Below are 24,023 nucleotides of genomic sequence, written 5' to 3' on the forward strand. Positions count from 1 at the left end.
GGATGATCGATGCCGCTCGCTGCTGCATTGTCCGGCGCAGGGCGGGCCGGCTGGCGGCCGGGCAGGGCATCGGTCCTGCTATGGCTGTCGCTGGCGCAACCGGCGGCGGCGTCCGATCTTCCGTTGGCACTCGCCGTTCCGGTGGCGGTCGAGCCGGACGGCAGTCCGCGCCCTATGCCCGTGGGAGTCGTCATCAATGGCCAGCCGCTTGAAGAGACGGGCCTTGTCGTGCTGAGCGCGGGCCGCCTGTTCGTCCGGCAGGACATGCTGAGCCAATGGGGTTTGCGGTTGCCCGCGCCGCTTCGGCAAATGGAGGTGGGCGGCTGCAACTATGCCTTGCTGGACGGGCTGCCCGGCCTTTCGGTGAAACTCGACGGTTCGGGCGGGACCCTGCTGATCGACGCCGGGCCGTCCTTCTTCCCGACCGCCCATATCGGCCCGGAACAGCGCGGCCGGCCGGTGATGGAAGCGGTGCCGGTGCAATTTGCCGGCTATGATCTGTCGGTCGCGCGCTGGGGCGGCGGCTGGGCCGCTTCCGCCCTGCTGGATGCCGGGATGTCGGGCGGCTGGGGCGTCGCCGGCATCACCGCCCTGATGCAGCAGGGCGGCGGCGGGCCGGGGGCGGTTCGTCTCGACAGCAATGTCATCCGCGATTTTCAGGATCGGCGTTTGCGGCTGGTCCTGGGCGACACATTGACGCGCGGCGCCGACTGGAACCGGCCGGTCCGGTTCGCCGGGGTGAGGCTGGGGACCGATTTTTCGTTGACGCCGGAAGCCGTCACCTATCCGGTGCCCCGGCTTTCCGGCTCCGCCGCCTTGCCCTCGGTCGTGGACCTTGCGGCGGCCAGCAGCCGCCAGAGCATGGCGGTTCAGCCCGGCGATTTCAAAATCGATTATCAGCCCGTCTTTACCGGCGCGGGCGAAGTGACGATGACGATCAGGGACGCCAATGGCGCCGCCCGCACCGTCACGCAAAGCTTCTACACCAGTCCGCGGCTGTTGCAGGAAGGGCTGGACGATTTTTCGCTGGAGGCAGGGTTTTTGCGCAGGGACTTCGGTGCGCGCAGCTTTTCCTATGGGGCTCCCTTCGCCGCCGGTTTCTGGCGGCATGGGCTGGGCCAGGGCCTGACGCTTTCCGGCCGCATGGAGGCAAGCGAGGATGGGCAGATGGCCGGGCTGGGATTTGGCGCGCTTCTGTCTTCCTGGGGCGAAATATCGTTGGCGGCGGCGGGGTCGCATGGCCGTTCGGGTGATGGTTTCCTGTGGCGCGCGCAGGTGCAGCGGATCACGGCCCGCTATTCCGTGACCGCCAGCTACATGCAGGAAGATGCGCATTTCGCGCAGGTCGGGGAGGAGGATCAAGTGCCCGCCGGTCGCCGGGAATGGGTCGTGGCGGGAAGCCTGGCCCTTGGCGGGCGCGGCACCATCAATGCCCATTATCTCGACAGTGAGGGCGGCCAAGGCGACCGCTTCTCCACCGGCTCCCTTTCCTATGCGGCCAGCCTGGGGGCGGCCTGGGTCACGCTGGGCGCGCGGCGGACGCGCTTTTCGGACAGCCGTACCAACGGCCTTTTCGGATCGCTGACCCTTCCCCTCGGCGCGCGGTCGGGCGCGGGCCTGTTCGTGGAGGGAGGCCGCACCGCCGCCAGCTTCAGCCAGAACCCGCCGCCGGACGCGGGGTGGGGCTATCGCTTTCTGGCGTCGCGTCAGGCGGATGCGCCGGTACAGATGGAAGGCGGCGTGACATGGCGCACGGCGGCCGGCGATGTCGATCTGTCGGCGTCGCGCATGGGGGAAATGGAGGGGATGCGATTCCAGGCCCGCGGGGCGTTGCTGCGGGTAGGGGGACGGATCATCGCGACACCGCAGCTCGATTACGCCTTTGCCGTGGTGGATGTGGCCGCCGATCAGGACGTGACGGTCTTCTTCGAAAACCGGCCGGTCGCGCGCAAGGCGGAACCGGGCAGGCCCGCGATCGTCACGGGGTTGCAGCCCTATGCGGCCAACCGCATCGCGATCGACCTGGATGCCCTGCCGATCGACACCGTCGTGACATCGGCGGAGCAGGTCGCGGTTCCGGGATACCGGCAGGCGGTGAGGATCGGTTTTGGCGGCGCGGCCGTTCACCCCGTCACCTTGCGGCTGGTCGACGGCGGCGGCGCGGCCATTGCGGAAGGACTGACCGTCACCATGGAGGGAGCGGCACCCGGCATTTCCGGACATGGCGGCGAAGTGTATCTGGCCGACGCGCATGAAGGGCAGGAAATCCTGCTGTCCGGCCCGGCGGTCGCCTGCCGCGCGATCGTCCCGGCCCTGCCGGGCGGCGCCGGTGCGGCACGGATGGGGCCGGTACGCTGTGTGCCGGATCGGGAGGGGAAGCGATGAAAGCTGCGGGATTCGTTCTGGCCGCGCTGGCCGGCATGGGGCTGGCGACGCCGGCATGGGGCTGCACCCTGTGCAGTTGTTCGGCGTCGACGACGGGGATCGGCTTTGGCGGCTACGATCCCACTTCGCCCGCGCCCAAGGACGCCGCGGGCAGCGTGACGCTCAGTTGCACGGGCCTGGTCTCGCTGGCGGGAACCATCGACATCGCGATCAGCCCGGGCTCGTCGGGCGATGCGCTGGCGCGCCAGATGACGCAGGGTGGCGCACGGCTCAACTACAACCTCTATACAAATGCCAGCCGCACGACCGTCTGGGGAACCGGATCGTCGGGGACCGGCACGGTCACCGCCTCGTTGAACGGGCTGCTGTCCTTCAGCCAGACCGTGTCCGTCTATGGCCGCATCGCGGCGGGACAATGGCCGCAGGCGGGGGCCTATGCCGACAGCCTGATCGTCACCATCAGCTACTGATGCCGACCGGCTTCGTTCCCATCATGAAGACGCCGCCCGCCTGCCCGTCGGCGGACAAGAGCGGCGCGGCATTGACCCAGACGGTCTGGCCGTCGGGACGGCCGCCCACCAATGCCGCCGCCATGCCGAACGGTTTCCCAACGGTCAGCAACTCTTCCACGGCATCGCTGATCGTGCCGCGGTTGGAAGCCCCGAACAGGGTCGCAAATCGGGTGCCGACGATCCGGCTCTTCTCCGTCCCGACCAGCTCCGCGAGCGCGGGCGAAATATCGGTGACGATGGCCCGGACATTGAAGGTTCCGCGGGCCAGTCCGGGCAGCCGGTCGATCAGATCCTCATAGGCGGCGATCCGCGCATCCTGGGCGCGCAGGGTCACGCGATCCGCGATTTCGTCGGCAAGCACGGCAAAACCGCCCGGAAAGGCCGCAGCCTGGACGCGATGGACGAGCGGCGGCGGCCCGGCGGCGTTCTGCTCGAACGCTTCCGGAATGCCCGTGTCGCGCACGCGTTCAAGCGCCCGCAACAGGGAATGGGAGTCGGAGCCCGCCAGCATCTGCGCCAGGGGGACTCCCAGCACCTGCTTCTCGCTGACGCCAAAGCGGCGGCGGGCGGCCAGATTGATCCGGGAGAGTTTCAGATCCCGATCCGTCAGGATCACCTGCGTGGGGATCATGTCCAGCAGGATGTCCAGTTGCGTTTCCGGATGATCCGGTCCGCTGGAGCATTTCCGGCCACTGGCCAGACGCTGGAACAGGTCCGTCGCAAGGAGCGTCAGGCCGACATGGCCATGGTTCATGATATGGATGGGTTCGCCCATTGCCTGTCGGGAATGCACGGCGAAATGCCGAATCAGCGCCGTGGCCGTGACGACCTGACCGGGCGGTAAATCATCCACCGGCTTGCTCCCCTTTCCCCATCATCCCGTCGGTGTCCGCATAATGCGTACAATATCGGGCCTGTCATTAAAACGGAATCGTAACGAGTGCGCTGCCGCCGATCAAATGCTTCCTCAACCCATTGTGTTGCCGGACGAATATGGACGGGGTCGGGGAAGGGAAAAATCCTGCGGGCCGTGCCGATACATATATTGCGTAAAATTCCCTGTCTTCGCCTTCGCGCGCCCTTAGCCGTGGCGCTTCCATCTTCCGTCCGGGGACGTGGGATGCCGGGCTTGCGCTACCGCTGGACGGGCGCGTGGGGGGCACCCGTTCAGGGGACGGATCCATGAGGCGCGACGCATCGCGATATTCATCCGGGACTGCCGGAATAGCGAACCCGGCAAAGGGGCGAGGCAGGAAGGCCATGCGATGGCTGACGGGCGCTTTGCTGCTGGCGGGCGCGGGGTCGGGCGTGACCGCCCGAGCCAATGTGGTCAGCGCCTGCTCCGGCGTCAGCCTGCCCAAATCGGTGCTGACGCAGACCATCGGCGATGTCATCACGCCCGTTCTGGCGCCGGTGGAATCGACGCTGAGCATCCTGACCTTCGGATCGGTCGACCTCGGCATCAACGCCGCATTGTCCAATGCGGCGTCGGGCGCGCCGATCAATCTCAATGTGCTCGACATCAACGGCAATGCCGTCGACCTGCTCTCCGACCCGAGTTGCGAAACGACCTCCGACAGTTTCAGCCTTCTTACGCCCAGGGGCATTTCCTTTGGCGGCAACAGGATCACCGGTCTGGGTACGCCGGGTCTTGAAGCCAGCGCGGGCGAGCTGGATGCCATCGCCATCGGCAACCTCGCCAGCACGGCCACGGGCGCCTATGAGGCGGTGGCGATCGGCGCGGGGGCATCTGCCACCCACATGCGCAGCGTGGCATTGGGTGCGGGATCGGTCGCCAACGGCCTCAGCCTGAACCTGCCCGCCTATCTGGTCGGCGGCACTGCCAGCGCGGAGGTGAATATCGGCGGCCGCCGCCTGACCGGGCTCGCGGCCGGGGCGAATCCGACCGACGGCGTCAATGTCGCGCAATTGCAGGCCGTCAACGACGCGCTGGGCACCCTGGCCGGCAACGCGGTGCAATATGACGGCAGCGCGCGGTCGATGGTCACGCTGCAGGGCGCGACCGGCACCGGCATCACCAACCTCAGCGCGGGAGCGGTGAACGCCACCAGCACCGATGCGGTCAACGGCTCGCAATTGCAGGCGACGAACGACCTTGTGGCCCAGAACAGCGCGGCCATCGTCCAGCTAGGCTATGATCTTGCGATATTGAACGATCTGGCCGTCAAATATCAGGATGGGACGAAATCCTCCATCCTCCTCGGCGGCGCAGGCGGCACGGCCATCACCAATCTGGCCGCCGGCACCACGAGCAGCGACGCGGTCAACCTGTCGCAGTTGAGCAGTTCGGGGAGCGGCAGCGGCAGCGGCGGTGGCGGTGCGGCGCAGGACGCGCTGCCCTATGATCCGGCGATCCAGGCCTATAATGCCGCGCGCGGCGGCGTCGACCAGAAGATCGGCGGCGTTGCCGCAGGCGAACTGAGCGCGGCATCGGCCGAGGCGGTCAATGGCGCGCAACTCTACGCGACCAATGTGCAACTGGCCTATAATGTGACCGCCATCGCCGACCTTCAGGAAGCAAGGGCAGGGTATCTCCAGGTCAACAACAGCTCCGGCCATGCCAAGCCCGTTGCGAGCGGCGCGGACACGCTGGCCGCGGGGGCAGGCGCCGTGGCGTCCGGCAGCGGCAGCCTGGCCCTGGGCACGCAGGCGCAGGCGATTGCGCCGGGCAGCGTCGCGCTTGGCTATGCTTCTGTCGCCGACCGGGCCAATACGGTGTCGGTCGGCAGCGCTGGGGCGGAGCGGCAGATCACCCATGTCGCCGACGGCATGGCGCCGACCGACGCGGTCAATCTGCGCCAGCTGCAAGGCGGAATGGGGCAAGCGGTCGATGCCGCCAACGCCTATACGGATGTGCGCTTCAATCTGTTCGACAGCGGCCTGCGCAATTTGCGCCGCGATGCGGAGGGCGGCATCGCCGCGTCCATGGCGATGGCTGGCATACCGCAATTTTCCGAAGCCGGCGGCGGCACCCTGGGCCTGGGCGTCAGCACGTGGCAGGGCGAACATGCGGTCGCCATGGGAATATCGAAGGTGTCGGATAATGGCCGTTTCATCATGCGGGCGTCCGCAACCTATAACAGCCGCAATCAGGGAGGCGCCAATGCCGGCATGGGCATCGCGTTCTGAAAGGCGCCGGTATCTGGCCCTGCTGGCACTGGTCCTGTGTCCGTCGCCCGCGGCGGCGGCCGAGCCGGACTTTCTGCCGGACATCGCGCCCTTGTCGGATTTCCCCGATCCCGGTCGCGCCACCCGCCGCGAGGGTGTGTTTCTGTTGCCCCAGACGCCGCGCCTGTTAACGCCCGGCATGACCAAGCGGCAGGTCTATGCCTTGCTGGGCGTGCCCCATTTCCATGAGGGTTTGATCGGTGAGCGGCGCTGGAACTATATCCTTGATTTCTATACCGGTTCTGGAACGGAATATCGGATTTGCCGCCTGCAATTGCATTGGGACCGCAGGATGCGCCTCGAAAAAATGGCCTGGAGCGACAAGGCGTGCCGGGACATGGTTTACGCGCCGCCGCAACCGCTGGCCAGCGATCCGCAACGCCCGGTTACGGTGCGGAAGTTGCCGACGCTCACGGTCTATTTCGATTTCGACAAGGCCGATGTGCGCGAAGACGCGCATCGCGAACTGACCGCATTCCTGCAGGGAAATGAGCGAAGCATCCAAAAGCTGTCCGTGACGGGTTTTACCGACAGCGCGGGACCGGATGCCTATAATGACCGGCTGAGCCTGATGCGGGCGGATGCCGTGGCCAGGGATCTGGTGGCGATGGGGGTGCCCCTGTCGAACCTCCAGGTCTCCGGAGCGGGGGAGCGCACGCCCGCGCACCGGTCTGAGGGAGGCGCTGCCGATCCTCTCAACCGGCGGGTGCTGGTCCGCATGATGTCGAATGACGAATGATGATATATCCCTGCGCTTCGCAGCCGGATCGCTGGCATGTCCGGCAAAGCCGGCGCGCCGGAGCGATCGTCGCTGCGTCCCGCCGAAAAGCTAGAGCCATCGACATTCAGCCCTGACGGCCTGCAAATGACGCTTTTCCGTGCTTCCGGTGCTCACCTACTTTGAGTAGGCTGCGCTCCGGGTCACGGAAAAACACCATTTTACCTTCGGTGGCCTTCGGCTCGGCTCGTCATCTTTCTGAATGTCGATTGGCTCTAGGCGTCAGTTGGGCCTCGCGCCGATTTCAGGGTGACGGGACGCAGGCTTTCCTTGTCCTCCGGAGCGACCGTTGCATGAATGTCGGGCCGGTAATGTTCGTCCGCGCGTTGCGATCCGTCGGGATGTTCGGGACCTTCCAGATCGACCGGGCGATGTCCCACTTCGCCGGGGGCGTCGGCCCGTTGCCGATGCGCCGCGGTCTGTTCATCATGCTCCGCTGCTGAATCCCGGTTCGCTGTAACAGGCGTGGACCAGGTTGGGCGTCCGCTTTTCAAGAGTTGCCGCCCGGCCAAGGCCGCGACGCCGAGCAATGCCAAAGTCCTCAACATGACAGGTCTCCTTCGTGATGAAGGAACGCGGCGGAGGAGATAGGTTTCCCATGGCGTTCGATGCCCTTTGTTCGATCCGGCGCTCAGGCCGGGCCGTTATCGTGCAAGGGAATGATGTGATCTGCCGGGTTCATGGAAAAGAAGACATGCTCTTCCCACAGGCGCAGAAGGTCGGCGGCGCGGCCGCTTTGCTGGGCGTCCAGCAATGCCGTCAGCAATTCCTCATGCATGACCGCCTGGTCCTGCAAGACACGGCCGTGCAAATCCTCGACCGAGAGCATGGCGAACCGAATTTGATCTCTCAGTTGGTCGTAGCGTGAGATCAATCGCGGAAGTCCGGTGAGCCGGACCAGCGTCATATGGAATTCGATGTCCAGCGCGGAGATGGTTTCCACATCGGAATTGGCCTGCGCCGCCCGCATTCCATCCACCACGGCGGCTAGCGGACCGAGATCGGTCTTGCGCTGCACGAGGATGCGAATGGCCAATATCTCGTCAGCCGCCCGAAGCGCGGCCAGTTCGGGCATGTCGCCCGGCGCGGACGGAGCAACGACATAGGATCGATTATGCGCCTTCACGATCAGTCCGGATTGTTCGAGCAACCGAAGCGCTTCGCGCACGGGGGCGCGGCTGACGGCCATCCTCGTCGCGAGCACGGACTCCCGCAACGGTTGCCCGGCGAGGAATTCCCCTGACAGCAGCTTTTCCCTGATCTGGGCATATACCTCGCTGACGATCGAGCTGGTTCGAACCGCGGTGAAATTCATGTCATCAGTGCTCGCGCGTGCCATTGCCGTTCCACCGCCTTTATGACGATTTCCATCCGATCGTCTCACATTGAGGTGCTGGCTGTAAGATAAGGTCCTTGTCCTGTTCAAGGTCGAACGGCAAGCCAGGCCTTCGCCTGACAATGGACGGATTATTGTCATGTCATATGCTTACGTATCGAATCGAGGAAATAGGGCTGAATCCCTCAGCTATGCTTTTCCGGCTTGAGACGGCGCCCGGCGCGAAATCAGCGCTCTTCGAGAGTAATCGATTGAAATAAAATGATCTTTTCGGGGGTTTCGGGCTTCCTCCTCTCAGCGTTCGAAAAAGCAAAAAACTGTCGACAGTCTACAGTTGATAAGATATGCATACGTACAAATATAAACAGGAGGGGCGAGTTGGAGAAATCTCCGGTCGATCTCGCGGCGCGGCATATTCTGCCTACGCTGGCGCTGTGCGTTTTCGTGAATATCGTCGATCGCACCAATGTGGGCATCGCCGCCCTCAACATGCGCGCGGATATCGGCCTGTCGGCATCGGCTTACGGGATGGGGGCGGGCCTCTTCTACATCGGCTTCTTCTTCGCCGGCGTACCCGCCAACCTGCTGCTCGCCCGAATAGGCGCGCGCCGGTGGATCGCGGCCCTGCTGGTCGCCTGGGGCCTTATCGCGATTGCCACCGGGTTCATATCCGATGCCGGAAGCTTCTATGCGGTTCGTCTGGCCCTGGGCATTGCTGAAGCGGGGTTCGTGCCTGCCATCGTCTATTATCTCGCGCAATGGTTCGACCGGCGCGCAATGTCGAAGGTCATGGGGCTGATGATCGCGATGATGCCAGCGTCGCTGGCGATTGGCGCGCCGCTGACCACGGGTCTCCTGATGGCGGTGGATTGGCGCTGGCTGTTCATCATCGAAGGCGCGCCGGCGTTTCTCGTCGCCATTCTGGTGCTGAAATCGCTGCCCGAGCGCATCGACGACGTGCCCTGGCTTTCCGACGATCAGAAAAAGGCCCTGTCCGCCCGGCTGATGGCGGACGGCGCCCATCGTCAGGCCGGGTCTTGGCGGGACGCATTGACGCATCCCCAGGTGCTCCTGCTCAGCCTGCAATATTTCTGCATAGGGCTGAGCAGCCAGGCCATCATCTTCTGGTTCCCCCAGATCATCCGGTCGACCGGCATGTCGACGCTCGAGTCCGGGTTGTTCAGCACGGTGCCATGGGTGCTTGCGGCACTGCTCACGCCGCTCTGGGCCTGGCATTCAGCCTCGACCAACGAGCGTTACTGGCACGCCATCCTGCCCTGCTTGGCGTCGGGAGCGATCACGATCGCCGGCGCGCTGCTCCTTGACGACAGCGCGCTTTCCGGGTTGTTGCTGCTGTCGCTGGGCGTTGCGCTGAGTTCGATGGCGTCGGCATCCTATTGGGCCATTCCGCGGGTCCATGTCTTTGGCGCGGCAGCCGCAGCAGCGGGTGCGCTCACCAATTCTTTCGGCAATCTTGCCGGTTTCGTGGCGCCGGTCGCCGTCGGCATTTCAAAGGATATGACCGGCGAATTCAGGCTGGTGCTCATCCTGCTGGCCATGCCCGCCTTCCTCGCGGCCCTGTGTTCCACCTTTGCCGGCCGAATGGCCGACCCGGTGGACCGGCGTTCGATCCCATGAGGCTGCACCGCATGCGCGATCGATTGAGGCAGGGCGGTCTGATCGGCATGTTCATCTCCCTGCCTGCTCCCTCGCTGGTCGAATCCCTGGGCGGCATCGGCTTCGATGCGCTGGTGCTCGACGCCGAACATGCCGCGTTCGGCATTGCGGAGCTTGAGGCGCTGATCCGCGCCGCCGACGTCGCCGGTCTGCCCGCGCTGGTCCGCGTGGCGGCGATCGGTCCGGACATCGGCAGAGCCCTGGACCTGGGGGCGGCGGGCGTCATCGTGCCGCGCGTGGAAAGCGTCGCCCAGGCCGAAAGGATCGTCGCTGAAGTCCGTTTCCCGCCGGACGGCGCGCGGGGCGCTGGGGCAGTCCGCGCATGCGATTATGGGGCTTCGCTGCAGCCATATCTGGAACAGGCAAATGATCATCTGGCCGCGATCGTTCAGATCGAGACCCTGGCCGGACTGGACATGGTGGAGCAGATCGCCGCTGTTCCGGGCATCGACGGCCTGTGCATGGGACCGTTCGACCTTGCCGTGTCGATCGGCCATCCGGTGGGGTCGCCGGCGCATGCCGCCGCGATGGACCGGATCTGCCGCGCCGCGCGCGATGCAGCCATTGCCGGCATCGCCGTGTGCGCCACCGCCCGGCAGGTCCAGCATGCCCGCGATGCCGGAGCAAAGCTGGCGATCTTCGGCATGGATCGGATGTTCGCGCTTCAGGCGGCCGCGGCGGCTGCCGCGTCCATCGCGGCTAAACCCGGATAGACGCACCGAAAAAGAGGCGGCCTTGCCCGCGACGAATATCAACAAGGGGAGGTATCATGACAAGAAGGACGATCCACCGGACAATATTGGTCTGCGCCAGCCTGATCGCCATGCCGGCCATGGCGCAGGGGACGACCGCGGCGGGGCAAGAGGGGGCAAGCCTTGCCGACATCGTCGTCACGGCGCAACGCCGGTCGGAAAATCTGCAGAACGTCCCGATCTCGGTAACGGCCATCACGTCGGAACAGGCGATCAAGCTGGGCATCACCCAGCCGGACGTGATCGCTCAGATGGTTCCCGGCCTCCAACTGAACCACTCCGCCTGGGGCCTTACGCCGTTTCTTCGCGGGGTGGGCACCAATTCGGTCGCCATCGGCAATGAGCCTGCGGTGGCGCTGTTCGTGGACGACGTTTATCTGCCGACCGGTTCGGCCGGCGTCTTCCAGCTCAATTCGATCAGCTCGATCGAGGTTCTCAAGGGCCCTCAGGGCACCTTGTTCGGGCGGAATGCGACGGGCGGCGTGATCCACATCCGCACCAGAGACCCAAGCTTCGACCCCTCCGCCAGCGCGACCGCCAGCTATGGAAATTACGACACGATCTCTGGCCAGCTCTATGGATCGACCGGTCTTACCGACACCGTCGCGATCAATTTCGCCCTGCAGGGCATCGACCAGCGCAAGGGCTGGGGCGTCAACGGCACGACAGGGAACGAAGCCAACAGCATGTCGGGCTGGGGAGGGCGCGCCAAGCTGCTCTGGAACATGGGCGAAGAGACGTCGCTGCTGGTCGCGGGCAGCTATGACCGGCGCAGTTCCGATCAGGGGCAGCCGGGGCGCTCGATTGCAGGAACCTTTACGCGGGACGGTTACAGCGCGGATGCGGCGGGGCTGGGATTCTACGACGTCATGTCCAATCTCGACACCGTGCAAAAGTCGACCACCCGGTCCCTGAGCGGCAAGTTGACGCATGATTTCGGATCTGCGCGGCTCGTGCTGATAAGCGCGTTCAGCAAGACCGTCGTCGATCCCGTGGTCAGCGACAGCGACGGATCGCCCAGCCCCTTCTTCCAGACGCGCAAATTCGCCATGGGCGGGCGCACGTTCACGCAGGAAGTGCAGCTGCTCTCGCCCGAAGGTTCTGCGGTCAAATGGATTTTGGGCGCCTTCTACCTGCATGACCGGTCCTTCATGGACGCGACCTATGAGGGGCAGGCGTTCGGAACCTCCAAATCGCATACCGACGCGGTTCAGCGGACCAATTCGATCGCCGGCTTCGGGCAGGTGACAACGGAAATCCTGCCGAGGACCAACCTGACGCTGGGCTTGCGCTATACTTCGGACCGCCGGTCGCTCGATGCCGTTGCCCGATTGCTTCCGGCCACGGGCGCGGCTGTCACATTCGGCCCGTTCGAGGATGCAAAGACATTCAACAGCGTGACCGGCCGGGCTTCGATCGATCATCATTTCTCCGACGATCTCATGGGCTATATTGCGTATAATCGGGGCTTCAAATCGGGCATATATAATTTTACCGGCATCGTCGCGGGCACGACCACTCTGCCCCCGCCGGTAAATCCCGAGACGCTGGATGCCTATACGATAGGTTTCAAGTCCGAATTCCTCAATCGCCGCCTGCGCGTGAATGCTGAAGCCTTCCTCTATGAATATTCAGACCTTCAGGTGCAGATCGTCCTGCCGACGGGAACGACCCTCACCAATGCGAGCAAGGCCACCATCAAGGGGATCGACTTCGAAATATCCGCGATCCCGGTCCGCAATCTGACGGTCAGCGCCTCCATCGGATTGCTGGACGGGCGGTACAAGGATTTCCGGAATGCCCCTTCCTTCTTCCTGCTGCCGCCGAACGCGCCCACGCCCTATGATCCCGCCAGATGTAGTGGACCCAATCCCTATCCCGCGGTCCAGGGTTCCGCCCCGGCGACGCAACGAAGCTGCGACGTATCGGGCAACAGGCTGATCCAGGCTCCGCCCTTCTCCAGCAATCTTCAGCTTCTCTATACGCTGCCGACCGACCTTGGGGATTTCGACCTGTCGGCATCCTGGGCGCATGGCGGCAATTATGAATATGACGTCTTCAGCAGTCCGCTGACGCGCCAGCCCAGGACGGACATCGTCAATGGATCGGTCCAGTGGACCGCGCCGGGCGGCACTTTCAACGTGCGGTTGTGGGCGAACAACCTGACGGGCGAGAAATATTACACCATCGCCACGACCGGGTCGACGGCCGGCGCCAAATATGCGGCCGCCGCGCCCCGCACCTATGGCGTCACGCTGGGCGCGAACTTTTGAGGTCGAGGCGGCTTGCGGGGCAAGTTCCCGGAAGCCGCCCCTGGCGCAGTCCAGGGAAATATTCGCTGAAAGGAAGCCAGTTCTCGTGATGGATCATAGGGAAGAACTTCGATCCATCGTCGGCAGGGCCCATTGCTTTGCCGGGGATGAAATCGACCAGCGCTATCGAACGGACCTGCTTGGCCTCTACACCTGCTCTCCATCCTGCGTGGTCCGCCCGGGAAGCACGGGGGAGGTGGCGCGGGTGATGGAGGCGGCGCGCAAGGCACGCATCGCGGTCACCGTTCTGGGCGGCGGAACGGGGGGCGTCGGCGGCACGGCCTGCACGGATGGCGGCATCATCCTGTCGCTCGAACGGATGAACAGGGTCCTTGAGATCGACGAGGATGCCATGACCATCACCGCCGAAGCCGGCGTCACTCTCCAGTCCTTGCAGGAGGCGGCCGCTGGCAAAGGCCTGCTGATGCCGCTGGACATCGGATCGCGCGGCAGCGCGACGATCGGCGGCAACATAGCGACCAATGCGGGCGGCCTCAGAACCCTGCGCTGGGGCATGATGCGCGATATGGTGCTGGGGCTGGAAGCGGTCCTTGCCGATGGCACGGTGGTGTCGAGATTGGGCAAGGTGCTGAAGGACAATGCCGGCTATGACTGGAAGCATCTTTTCATCGGCAGCGAGGGCACGCTGGCCATCGTCACCCAGGCGGTCCTGCGGCTGCGGCCGCTTCCCACGACGGCGCAGACCGCCCTGTTGGCGTTCGATACGGTCGAGCAGGCAAGCCGGCTGCTTCGCCGGTTGCAACGGGATCTGGACGGGCGGCTGTCCAGCTTCGAACTGATGTGGAGGGATTTCTTCAACGTCATCGGCCAGGCGCAATCGGCCCGCCGTCCCTTGCCCATGTCGCCGGAATATCGGCTATATGCGATAGTCGAAGCGCTGGGTTCTCACCCGGAGCGCGATCGACAGGTGTTCGAGGAAGTCCTGTCGGCCATATTCGACGGCGGGCTCGTCCATGATGTCGTCATTGCCCAATCGGAGCGTGAAAGGCAGAATATCTGGGCCTTGCGGGAAGATCTGCTCGAACCGCTGGCGGCCCTCTCCCCTTTTGCGGGCTTCGACATCAGTCTTTCGCTGCTCGATATGGACCGGTTCATCAAACAGACCGATGCGAAAATGGGCGAGATGCTGCCGGGCGCCGTGGTCCTGCACTATGGACATGGCGGCGACGGCAACATGCACCTGATCGTGAGCCACCCCGCCTTGCATGATCCGCAGGTCATGCATGCGACCGAATGCCTGGTCTATGACGCCATCCGTCAATATCGCGGTTCGATAGCCGCCGAACATGGCATCGGGCAGGCCAAGCTGGAATTTCTCGATCGATCGCGCTCCCGGGAGGAAATCGCGCTGATGCGGTCGCTCAAACAGGCTCTCGACCCGCTGAACCTGCTGAACCCCGGCAAGGTTTTTCCTGCCGCCGGATAAGGCCGGGCAGGTCGGCCCGGCGGCCTTCCGGCGCGGGCATGGGGACGATGCGGTCAGGCGCAGATTTGGAGATTCAATGGCGTTTCGATATGCTTGGCGGGATTTCAGCGCGCTGCAGAACATAGAGGATTACCGGAAGCGGGCGCGCCGCATCCTTCCCGACATGATCTGGACATATGTGGAAAGCGGTGCGGGAGATCATCTGACGCGGCTCGACAATGAGGCCGCCTTCACCCGCTGGAAATTGCGGCAGCGCTGTCTGACAGGACAGGCGGCGCCATCCTTGGGCACGATCATGTGCGGCGTCGACGTCAGCCTTCCGGTCGCGCTGGCGCCGACCGGGCTGGCCGGCGCCTCGCATTGGAGCGGGGATGTCGCAGCCGCCCGCGCCGCGGAGGCGGCGGGCACCCGACTGGCGCTGAGCACGGCGTCCTGCTATTCGATCGAGGAGGTCGCGCAGGCCACGAAGAGCAACCACTGGTTTCAGCTCTATCCCTTTGCCGACCGGCCGGTGGCGTCCTGGTTGATGCGGCGCGCGAGCGATGCGGGCTATGGCGCCCTGATCGTCACCGTCGACGTGCCCGTGCCGGGAAATCGCGAAGGCGAGCGCCGAGCCGGAATAGGCATGCCTACGGTTCTTACACCCGCGCGCATTCTGGACATCGCGCGCCGGCCCCGATGGATGGCGAACGCGCTGCTGCATCGCCGCAATGTGCCGGTTCATTATGTCGAGGCAGAAAGGTTGCGGTTCGACGGGGCGGCTGGGGCAAGGCAGGCTTGGCGCGCCATGCAGCAGGATCTGGGCTGGGACGACCTGCGATGGATGCGGGACCAGTGGCGGGGACGCTTCTACATCAAGGGCATTCTGGACGCCGATGACGCGGAAAAGGCGATCGATCTTGTCGGCGCCGATGGCATTGTCGTGTCCAACCATGGCGGGCGTCAGCTCGATCGGGCCATGGCGTCGATCGATGCATTGCCGGCCATTTCCGACAGGATCGGCGGTCGGGCCGAAATCTATCTGGATGGCGGGGTAAGGCGGGCGGCGGATATTGTGACGGCCCTGTGCCTTGGCGCGACCGGCGTCTTCCTGGGCCGCCCCTATCTTTACGGTTTGGCGGTGGCTGGAGAAAAGGGTGTTGGGGAGATCATCGAGCTGTTGCGATCGGATTTGCATCGCACGCTCATTTTGATGGGATGCCGCTCGGTCCGCGATCTGGACCGATCCTGGATATTGAAAACAGGCGAAGAGGTTCCGCCAATCCGTCATCGCGGTTAGGGCCCGGCAGCTTCGAACCGCTTCCTGCCACGGGCCCCTGGCGCGGGGGGAGGGGATATGCGCCCTTCCCGTCGAATCCTTGACCTGTTGCCCCCCCCGGCATCTCAGGAAAGATCGGCCAGGTCGTAAACCGGCCGGATTTCGATCTCGCTCGGCCCCGGCATGGGGTTGGGGCAGCGCTTCGCCCAGGCGACGGCCTCTTCCATGTCCTTGACTTCCCACAGCCAGAAGCCGGCGACCAGTTCGCGGGCCTGTGCGAAAGGGCCGTCGATGACCGTCCGGTTCGGACCGTTAAAGGCGATCCGCTTGCCTTGGGAAGAGGGCGTCAGGCCGTCGGCGGCGAGCAGGATGCCGGCCTCCGCCAGTTCGTCGTTGAACCGGCCCATGGCTTCCATCGCCGCCCGAGTCTCCGGAGTCGCGACGAAACCTCGTTCGCTGTCCTCAGTGGCCTTTACGAGCACCATCACGCGCATGGCTTTTCTCCTGTCAGGGCTGGATGTCGATACAGCCTATATGCTGCCGTTCCGTCCTGGAGCATCGTGCAGAAAAGTGGGAAAGGGGTTTCTGCCTGAAAGGATGCGGCAACGGAGACCGGGAGGACCTGCCCCCGATTTAACGCAGCGTGCCTCAGAATGTAGGAGAAAGCGCGCCGGATCAACCTATGACCGCATGGGGCGGCCGCCCTTCCATGCCGGCCGGTCCGGGAAGAGTCATTGCTCAATCGCGACGAACCGACTCCCGTTCATGTCCGACATGCGCTAAACATGGATCAGTTCGCCGGCCGCTGGCGATCCTTCGTCGGAGCGTTCATGGCAGTCGAGATCGAACGGAAATTCCTGGTCGTGAGCGATGAATGGCGGGCGATGGCGGACGCGGGGCGGGACTTGCGGCAGGGTTATGTCGCGCATGACGGCCATGCCAGCGTGCGGGTGCGCCTGTCTGCGGACGGGGCCTGGCTTACCGTCAAGAGTGCGCGGGCGGGCCTGGTCCGGGACGAGTTCGAATATGCGATACCCGCGGCGGATGCGGAGGACATGCTCGACCGGCTCTGCGTCGATACGCTGATCAGGAAGACCCGCTATCGCGTGCCGCATGATGGCAAGGTCTGGGAAGTCGACGTCTTTGCCGGGGCGGCGGAAGGGCTGGTCCTGGCGGAGGTCGAGATGCGGTCGATTGACGAACGCTTCGACCTGCCGGACTGGGTCGGGGACGAGGTGACCAGCGACCCCCGCTTCCGCAACTCCGCCATCGCGCTGATGCGGGGGTTCGAGGCGGCGGTCTGACCCTGAGGATCAGACTAAGGACTCATCCGCCATCGCCGCCGGGTCAGGGGCGCAGATCGATCGCCGGCTTTTCGGCATCGGGCAGACTGGCGCCCATGATCCGCGCCAGGGTGGGGGCGATGGCCCGCATGTCGATCTGTCCCAGCTTCCGCCCGGCGGGTACGCCTTCGCCCATCAGCAGGAAGGTCGATTGCAGATTGGCCGGTCCCGGAAAATAGCCATGCATGCCCCTGATCGGGACGGGCGCCACCAGGGGCGCGGCGGGGCCGCGGAAGATGTCGGTCACGAAGCCGGGCTGGAGATCGACGTAGAAGGCCGCCTGCGGATTGCCGCCCATGCGGGCGATCCGTTCGCGGTCGGCGATATGGGCAATGCCATGGGCGGGATCGGCGGCCAGCCTGTCGAGCAGCGCCCTGACCCGCGCGGCGAGTGCCTCATCCTCCGGCCGGGCCAGCATGATCGCGGCCGATCCGCCGGAAATCCAGGGCATGGCCAGCCAGGATGCGACCTTGCCGTCCTTGTCCAGCACGATCAGCTTTTCGTCGATAAAGGGGCGGAAAAGGTTGACGGCGCTGTGCGTCGCCTGGAAGCCATGGTCGCTGACCAGCGCGATCACCGCATCGGGATGCGCCTTGCGCTCCGCCGCGACGATCCGGCCGACGATGCCGTCGATCTTTTCCAGCACGGTCTTCGCTTCGGCCGTGTCCGGACCCTTCGCATGTTGCTCATGGTCCAGCGCGGTCAGGTAGACGGTCAGGAAACCGGGTCTGTGGCTTTCGATCAGGGCGTTGGCGAAGCGGCCGCGATTTTCATCGCCCGACAGGCTTTCATCGATCCCCATGGCATAGGGCGTGCCGGTCGCGCGTTCCAGTTCCGACCTGAGGCCCGGCGTCGCCAGCGCATCCAGCAGCTTCACGTCGTCGGCATGGCCGGTGCGCCAGATCTGCGGCAGGTTCCAGGTCACGCCGCTGGCCGCGACGCTGACCGGCCAATGGACATTGCCGGTGGTGAGCCCGGCCTTCGTCGCCGCTTCCCACAATGTCGGCACCCGGATGTCGGAGGCGTACCAGGTCCAGCCGCTCTGGTTGATGCCATTGGGATCGAAGCTGTTATTGGCGGTGATCCCGTGCCGCGCGGGCGCAACGCCGGTGATCAGCGTCGTATGGCTGGGGTAGGTGAGAGTGGGCAGCACCCCCGTCACGCCCGAAGCGGAGGCCCCCTCCTTCACGAAGCGGCGCAGATTGGGGATGGCAAGGCCGCGCCTGTCCGCTTCCAGCACGTCGCCCGGGCGCAGCCCGTCGATGGAGATCAGCAGGACCGGGTTCGCCAGCGCCGCGCCCGGAAGGGCGGCGAGGGCGGCGAAGAGCAGCGCGGCCTTGTTCATCGCCCTAGAATCCCGCCTTCAAGGTAGCGAAGAATTGCGAGGGAGCGCCGACCAGCAGGGTCTGCGCATCGCCGCTATTGCCGAAACCGCCCGAACCGATGGTGCTGACATAGCGCTTGTCCAGCAGGTTGGTGGCATTGAGCTGCAATTCCAGATTCTCGTTGAAATGATAGCCGACGCTGGCGTCCACGATCACCCGGCCCGGCACCGATTGATCGTTGGTGTAGGTGTAATAGCGGCGCGACATATAGTTGACGCCGATCCGGCCGAACGCGCCCTGATGGTCGTAGCTGATCTCGCCCCGGGCGATATGCCTGGGGCTGTCGACGACGGTCCTGCCCTTGATCGGCGTGACGGCGCCGCTGTCGTCCACCACATCGTCGCGATAGGTGGAGTCGGTGTAGCTGTAGGAGCCATAGAGGCTGAAACCGCCGCCCAGCGTCAGCGTGCCCGCCGCTTCCACGCCGATCGCGCGGACATTGCCGACATTCTGGAGCGCCGAGGCGAAGCCCTGAATGGGGCTGCCGACCTGCACCGCGAGAAGGCGGTTGCGGAAGTTGACCAGATAGGCGCCGATCACGCCGTTGAAGACGCCGTCATGGTAGCGCAGGCCCAGTTCATAGGTGTCCGATGCTTCCGGCTTCAGCCTGCCCTTGATCGCGTCGAAGCCGGTCGGGTTGGTCGAGAAGGGACCGGTGGTCGTCGCGCTGGCGAAGGCGCGGGTCGCCTGGGTGAAGCCGCCGAAGACCTCTGCGCTTTGAGACAGTTCGACCGCGAAACCGGCATGGGGCTGGAACCAGTCCTCGGCCTTGATACGGCCCTCCGGGAAGCTGGCCTGCACCACGGCGTCGGCTTCGTTCGTGACCTTGAACCCCTTCCAGCCCAGGTCGATCTTCACCATGCCAAGGTCGATCCTGTCCTGGACATGATATTGGATGGTGTCGGTGGTGAAGTCGAATTCCCACTGGGTCGCGAAGGGGTTCTTCGGATAGTCGCGGAAGCTGAGGCCCGGCTCGGTCCGGCTGGCGAAGGCGTAGAAGCGGCGGGCCTGGTTGAATTCGTTGTTCTCATACCAGCCGCCGACCGTGAAATTCTGGATGCCCAGCGCGAAGTCGACGCTGCCGAAGACGCCGATCCGGTCCATTTCATATTCGGTGGTGCGGACCGACATCGGCACGCCGTTGGGGCTGGGGACATAGGGCGTTGCCCACAGGCCCATGCCCTTATTGTGGTGATAATAGCCCTTGAGCTTGAAGCTGGCCCGCTCGCCCAGCGGGGCGGCGATGCCCAGAGCGCCCAGCCAGTCCTTGCGCAGGCCGGCTGCGTCATAATAGGCGTCGTCCGCGCTGGTGACGTTGCCGGGATAGACCTGCCCGCCGGAAACGAGAGCGCCGCTATAGTCGTAGCGGCCATCGGGGAAGGGCGACCCGCCGCTGTTGCTGACCCGATCGACATCGTTCAGGCGGCTGGCATAGTCGATGGCGCGGGCATAATCGGGATATGTGTTGTCCCAATCCCAGCCCAGCCGCCGGATCATCGACATCGACATGTCCTGATAATCCTGTTCCCGCCGGTCGGAATAGCTGAGCCAGCCGTCGACCGTCACGTCGCCGACAGGGATCACGACCTTGGCATTGCCCATATGCTGGTCCTGCGTGCCATTGCCCTTATATTTGTCGGTCGAGCCATAGGCGTAGGAGACATAGCCCCGGATGCTGTCGCGGCTGCCCAGCGCCAGACGGGCGAAGCCGCGCCAGCTTTCGTCGCTGCCATAGGTGAGGTTGCCCTGCCCGGCCAGCGCGCCGCCGGTCAGATAGTCGGCTGGATCGGCGGAGAAATGTTCGATCGTGCCGCCCAGCGCATTGGTCGCCTGGGTGCCGATGGAGCCGGCGCCCTGCGACACGCGCACGCTGCCGATATTTTCCGAGCTGATCGCGCGGGTGATGTGCAGGCCGTTGTGATTGCCGTAACTCATGTCGCCCAGCGGAATGCCGTCGAAGGTGAAGCCGAGCTGGTTCTGGCTGAAGCTGCGGATGGTGACGCGCTGCGACCATTCATAGTTGCCGAAGGGATCGGCCGACTGGAAATTGACGCTGGGCAGCTTTTCAATGGCCTTCAGCGGGTTGGTGCCAGGCGTCAGGGTGACGATGTCCTGCGCCTGGATTTCCTGAACCTGACGGGTTTCGCCCCGGCCGAAGACGATGATGTTCGCACCCTCGACCGCCGCGTCGGCGGCGGACGGAACGGGCGCGGCTTCCTGCGCGAAGGCTGGCATGGCGGCCATGGCCGTCGAGGCCATCAGCAGGGCGGTGGCGATACGCATGTGGACTTCCCCTTTTTCCGCAATCGTGGATTGGGGGGCGCCCTAGCGGTTCAATGTTGCACTGCGATGTGGGGTGTTTGACTGGAGGGAGACGTTTTTGTGACGGGGCTGTCACAATGGCGTGGCGTGATGGGCAAGTTGATCAGATCCGTCATGCTGGGCCTGTTTCGAGCATGACGGATGAGTGAATAGGTTCCCGGCCGCGTGGACGAATTCGGGAATGTCTTGCAGCCACCCGATCAATCAGTCCGGCGAGGTCATGAACATGTCCACGCTGCCTAGCCCTCGCGAGCGACCTGGAAGCCGGCGAAGGACTGGGTGACCGGCATCAGTTCGATGCGGTTGAGGTTCAGATGGGGCGGCTGGCTGGCGACCCAGAACAGGGTTTCCGCAATATCTTCCGCCGTCATCGGATTGGCGGAGCCATAGAGCGCGTCCGATGCCGCCTGGCTGCCAGTGCGGACCAGGGTGAATTCGGTTTCGACCATGCCCGGTTCGATGGACGTCACGCGGACCCCCGTGCCATGCAGGTCCGACCGCAGCCCCAGCGAGAACTGGCTGACGAACGCCTTGGTCCCGCCATAGACGTTGCCGCCCGCATAGGGATAGGTCGCTGCGACCGAGCTGATGTTGATGATCGCGCCCCTGCGCTCGATCAGGCGGGGCAGCAGCTTGTGGGTGATGGTGACGAGGCTGGTGACATTGGTGTCGATCATCTGGCGCCACTGGTCGAGATCGGCCTGCTGCGCCGGCGCGGTGCCCAATGCCAGTCCCGCATTGTTGATCAGCAGGTCGACATCGGCAAAGCCCGGTGGCAGGGCGGCCAACGCCGCGTCGATGGCGGCTTCGTCGCGCATGTCGAAGCTGATCGCATGCACCCTGTCCGCGCCCAGTTCCTCAACCAGCGCGTCCAGCCGTTCTGCGCGGCGCCCGGTGACTATCGCCTTCCACCCGGCGGCGACGAAACGCCGCGCCGATGCGGCGCCTATGCCCGCGGTTGCTCCGGTGATCAGCGCCGTCCCTGCCATGCTTCATTCCATCCTGTCAGCCAATGGCCGGGGATGTAAGCCCATTTGCGGCAATGCCAAGCGCCATTTGTCAGGCAATGGTCACGACGCGCGCATGCCCCTTCCGGTCGAGCGGCTTCACCACCACCTTGTCGCCCATCCGGTCGAAGGCGATGTCCACCGCCGCGTCCCCGAGGCGCAGGCCGTAGAGCGTCAGCTCGTCGATGAAGCGGGGCAGGGTGGGATCGCGCAGGGCAATCTCCGCCCCCGCGACATCGAAGGTCAGGCCCAGGCTCGACTGGATCAGCGACAGGGGCGCCGCCGCGGACCAGGCCTGCGGGCTGCACGCCACGGGATAGAATGTCGGCCCCTGCGCCCGCCGCCGGGGAAAGCCGCAGAACAGTTCGGGCAGCCGCATCAGGTCGACATAGGTCGCGGCCGCGAACAGCCCCTCGAAGATCTGGGCCGCCTGCGTCCGGTAGCCATAGCGGGAAAAGCCGGCTGCGATCAGCGCATTGTCATGCGGCCAGATCGATCCGTTATGATAGCTCATCGGATTGTAGCGCGCCTCCGTCGAGGCGATGGTCCGCACGCCCCAGCCGGAAAAGGAGGCCGGCGCCATCAGCGTGTGCACCACCATGTCGGCGCGCGCCTCCTTCGCGAGGCCGGTGAACAGCACATGCCCGGCATTGGAGGAGCGGACGCGGCACGGCCTCTTATCCCCATCCAGCGCCAGCACATAGGTGCCGATCCCGGCGTCGAAGAAGGCGGCGTCGAACCGATCGCGCAGATCGTCCGCCCGCGTGCGGTGGTTCAGCGCCCTGTCCGGATCGCCCAGGGCGGTGAAGATCGCCTCCGCCGCCCGCCACGCGCCATAGACATAGGCCTGCACCTCCGCCAGCGCGATCGGGCCGCGCGCAATGCTGCCATCGGCATGGAAGACCGAATCATGGCTGTCCTTCCATCCCTGATTGACAAGCCCCTGGTCGGTCAGCCGGCCATATTCGACGAACCCGTCGCCGTCGCGGTCGCCATGCTCGTCTATCCACCTCAGCGCAGCCTCGACATGGGGCAGGATGGAGGCGATGAAGCCGCTGTCGCCCGTTCTTTCCAGATAGGCCCCGGCCAGCATCACGAACAGAGGCGTCGAATCGATGCTGCCATAATAATGGCGGAAGGGGACTTCGCCCAGTTCCGCCATCTCGCCATGGCGCACTTCATGCAGGATCTTGCCCGGTTCGGCATCGGCGGCGGCGTCATATTCGGTTGCCTGATGCGCGGCCAGATAGCCGAGCACGCCGCGGCTGATCGCCGGGTCCAGCCACAGCGTCTCCAGCGCGGTGATGATCGCGTCGCGACCGAAGACGGTGCTGAACCAGGGAATGCCGGCATAGGGATAGGGCCCATATTCGGTGTCGGTCGACAACATCGTGATGTCGGCCACGGACCGTCGGGCCACCTCGTTGAAAAGCTGGTTGGAGGAGCGCACGGTCGCCCCGCGCGTGCGCGCCTGCTTCAGCGCCTGCATGGATTCGCGCAGCGTCTTCAGGAAATGCTTGGACAGGTCGCCCACCGGCTCGTCATCCTGCGGCTGGCAGCAGATTTGCAGATATAGCGTGCGGCGCTCGCCGGGCGGCACGGCCACCTCGAAGCGTGCGCGGCTTTCCGTCAGGATCTGGGGAGCGGGATCGAAGCGCAGCAGCGTTTCGCGCCGCTTGTCGTCGCGCCCGTCATAGCCCAGCAGCACGGACTTTGGGCCGATCACAGGCTCCCGCACGGCGCCCCGCCGCAGACGGGTCATGCCGCGTATCTCGAACAGGTCCGCGAAATCGGCGGCGAAACCGATATTCACCGCCACGGTGCGGACCTCCGTGTCGAAATTGCGGATCGTGATCCGCTCATGCACCGCGCCTTCCCACAGGAAACGGGTGCGGCGCAGGTGGATGAGATCGTGTTCGACCGCCACCCGGCCGTCCCCGCCCGGAAAATCGGGATTGGTGAGGTCGCAGGTCAGCATCGCATTGTCGTCGCGAAGGCCAGAACTCAGCAGGATCGGCCGGGTGTCGTTGATGGTGAGGTAGAGGTGCGACAGATGCCGGGTGTCGCGATGATATAGTCCTTCCGGACTGCCCGGACCGGCAATCGCATCGCCGCTATGGTCGAAGACGGCGAAGCTGTCCCCATGTTTCAGCGTTCGCGGCCGCCGCTCATGCAGCGACGCCGTCGCCGGGATGAAGAATTGCGTCTGCGCCTGCGACAGCGCCTGTCCCGGATCGACGCCGTGACCGGCGTTCGGGACCGAAGGGCTGGGGTTTTCCGGCTGCAACTGGCTTGCCGTCATGCCTCTCTCCTGATGCCG

General features: G+C 64.8%; 18 protein-coding genes. 10 read left to right on the forward strand and 8 right to left on the reverse strand.

Translation table 11 applies throughout. The features are described 5' to 3' along the window. Positions 1 to 9: 9 nt before the first annotated feature. Both EGM87_RS00675 and EGM87_RS00680 read left to right on the forward strand, forming a co-directional pair. Positions 10 to 2,385 (forward strand): fimbria/pilus outer membrane usher protein, encoded by a 2,376-nt coding sequence (locus EGM87_RS00675; RefSeq protein WP_137709315.1) that lies wholly within the window; start codon positions 10 to 12, stop codon positions 2,383 to 2,385. Beyond that, the gene (locus tag EGM87_RS00680) at positions 2,382 to 2,855 is read left to right on the forward strand and encodes a Csu type fimbrial protein (RefSeq protein ID WP_025547243.1); all 474 of its coding nucleotides are present in this window, start codon (positions 2,382 to 2,384) and stop codon (positions 2,853 to 2,855) included. Before EGM87_RS00675 ends, EGM87_RS00680 begins: the two co-directional genes overlap by 4 nt. Here EGM87_RS00680 and EGM87_RS00685 read toward each other — a convergent pair. Continuing rightward, positions 2,845 to 3,750, reverse strand: a complete 906-nt coding sequence (locus EGM87_RS00685) for a PAS domain-containing protein (protein WP_025547245.1) — start codon at positions 3,748 to 3,750, stop codon at positions 2,845 to 2,847. The genes EGM87_RS00680 and EGM87_RS00685 overlap by 11 nt on opposite strands. 407 nt (positions 3,751 to 4,157) lie before the next feature. Between EGM87_RS00685 and EGM87_RS00690 the strand changes: the two genes are divergently transcribed. Together EGM87_RS00690 and EGM87_RS00695 are read left to right on the forward strand one after the other, a co-directional pair. After that, a complete protein-coding gene (locus EGM87_RS00690) occupies positions 4,158 to 6,047 on the forward strand; it encodes a YadA family autotransporter adhesin (RefSeq protein ID WP_137709314.1) in 1,890 nt (629 codons plus the stop codon). Then, positions 6,022 to 6,825 (forward strand): OmpA family protein, encoded by an 804-nt coding sequence (locus EGM87_RS00695; protein ID WP_137709313.1) that lies wholly within the window; start codon positions 6,022 to 6,024, stop codon positions 6,823 to 6,825. The genes EGM87_RS00690 and EGM87_RS00695 overlap by 26 nt, the downstream gene beginning before the upstream one ends. 254 nt (positions 6,826 to 7,079) lie before the next feature. On the opposite strand, the gene EGM87_RS00700 is transcribed toward EGM87_RS00695, so the two are convergent. Then, a complete protein-coding gene (locus tag EGM87_RS00700; protein WP_137709312.1) occupies positions 7,080 to 7,412 on the reverse strand; it encodes a hypothetical protein in 333 nt (110 codons plus the stop codon). Between the two features lie 83 nt (positions 7,413 to 7,495). Continuing rightward, the gene (locus tag EGM87_RS00705; protein WP_171009983.1) at positions 7,496 to 8,323 is read right to left on the reverse strand and encodes a GntR family transcriptional regulator; all 828 of its coding nucleotides are present in this window, start codon (positions 8,321 to 8,323) and stop codon (positions 7,496 to 7,498) included. A gap of 255 nt (positions 8,324 to 8,578) precedes the next feature. On the opposite strand from EGM87_RS00705, the gene EGM87_RS00710 reads away from it, so the two are divergent. The 5 genes from EGM87_RS00710 (at position 8,579) to EGM87_RS00730 (ending at position 15,667) form a co-directional block, all read left to right on the forward strand. Beyond that, positions 8,579 to 9,838, forward strand: coding sequence for an MFS transporter (locus tag EGM87_RS00710; RefSeq protein ID WP_171009982.1), 1,260 nt, complete (start codon positions 8,579 to 8,581; stop codon positions 9,836 to 9,838). Between the two features lie 11 nt (positions 9,839 to 9,849). Next, positions 9,850 to 10,590 carry an HpcH/HpaI aldolase family protein gene (locus EGM87_RS00715; protein WP_171009981.1) on the forward strand — a complete coding sequence of 247 codons (741 nt, stop codon included), beginning with the start codon at positions 9,850 to 9,852 and terminating at the stop codon, positions 10,588 to 10,590. A gap of 56 nt (positions 10,591 to 10,646) precedes the next feature. Next, positions 10,647 to 12,902, forward strand: coding sequence for a TonB-dependent receptor (locus EGM87_RS00720; protein WP_137709308.1), 2,256 nt, complete (start codon positions 10,647 to 10,649; stop codon positions 12,900 to 12,902). 88 nt (positions 12,903 to 12,990) lie between these two features. Continuing rightward, on the forward strand, positions 12,991 to 14,388 hold the full coding sequence (locus EGM87_RS00725) for an FAD-binding oxidoreductase (protein WP_167706569.1): 1,398 nt from the start codon (positions 12,991 to 12,993) through the stop codon (positions 14,386 to 14,388). 76 nt (positions 14,389 to 14,464) lie between these two features. After that, positions 14,465 to 15,667 carry an alpha-hydroxy acid oxidase gene (locus EGM87_RS00730; RefSeq protein WP_103000989.1) on the forward strand — a complete coding sequence of 401 codons (1,203 nt, stop codon included), beginning with the start codon at positions 14,465 to 14,467 and terminating at the stop codon, positions 15,665 to 15,667. 104 nt (positions 15,668 to 15,771) lie between these two features. Here EGM87_RS00730 and EGM87_RS00735 read toward each other — a convergent pair whose 3' ends face one another. Next, a complete protein-coding gene (locus EGM87_RS00735; protein WP_137709306.1) occupies positions 15,772 to 16,140 on the reverse strand; it encodes a YciI family protein in 369 nt (122 codons plus the stop codon). A 336-nt stretch (positions 16,141 to 16,476) separates the two neighbouring features. On the opposite strand from EGM87_RS00735, the gene EGM87_RS00740 reads away from it, so the two are divergent. After that, positions 16,477 to 16,950 (forward strand): CYTH domain-containing protein, encoded by a 474-nt coding sequence (locus EGM87_RS00740; RefSeq protein ID WP_048577393.1) that lies wholly within the window; start codon positions 16,477 to 16,479, stop codon positions 16,948 to 16,950. 43 nt (positions 16,951 to 16,993) lie between these two features. Here EGM87_RS00740 and EGM87_RS00745 read toward each other — a convergent pair whose 3' ends face one another. From EGM87_RS00745 to EGM87_RS00760, 4 genes are all read right to left on the reverse strand, one after another. Further along, entirely contained in the window at positions 16,994 to 18,334 is a 1,341-nt protein-coding gene (locus tag EGM87_RS00745; protein ID WP_137709305.1) for an alkaline phosphatase family protein, read from the reverse strand. A gap of 4 nt (positions 18,335 to 18,338) precedes the next feature. Next, positions 18,339 to 20,657, reverse strand: a complete 2,319-nt coding sequence (locus EGM87_RS00750) for a TonB-dependent receptor (protein ID WP_137709304.1) — start codon at positions 20,655 to 20,657, stop codon at positions 18,339 to 18,341. Positions 20,658 to 20,935: 278 nt separating this feature from the next. Continuing rightward, complete coding sequence (locus EGM87_RS00755) at positions 20,936 to 21,685, reverse strand: SDR family NAD(P)-dependent oxidoreductase (RefSeq protein ID WP_025550367.1); 750 nt, start codon at positions 21,683 to 21,685, stop codon at positions 20,936 to 20,938. 70 nt (positions 21,686 to 21,755) lie between these two features. Then, positions 21,756 to 24,005: an amylo-alpha-1,6-glucosidase gene (locus EGM87_RS00760; protein WP_137709303.1), complete on the reverse strand. Its 2,250-nt coding sequence runs from the start codon at positions 24,003 to 24,005 to the stop codon at positions 21,756 to 21,758. Between the last annotated feature and the right edge of the window lie 18 nt (positions 24,006 to 24,023).

The sequence above is a fragment of the Sphingobium sp. RSMS genome (assembly GCF_005406185.4).
GTDB classification, from domain to species: domain Bacteria; phylum Pseudomonadota; class Alphaproteobacteria; order Sphingomonadales; family Sphingomonadaceae; genus Sphingobium; species Sphingobium fuliginis.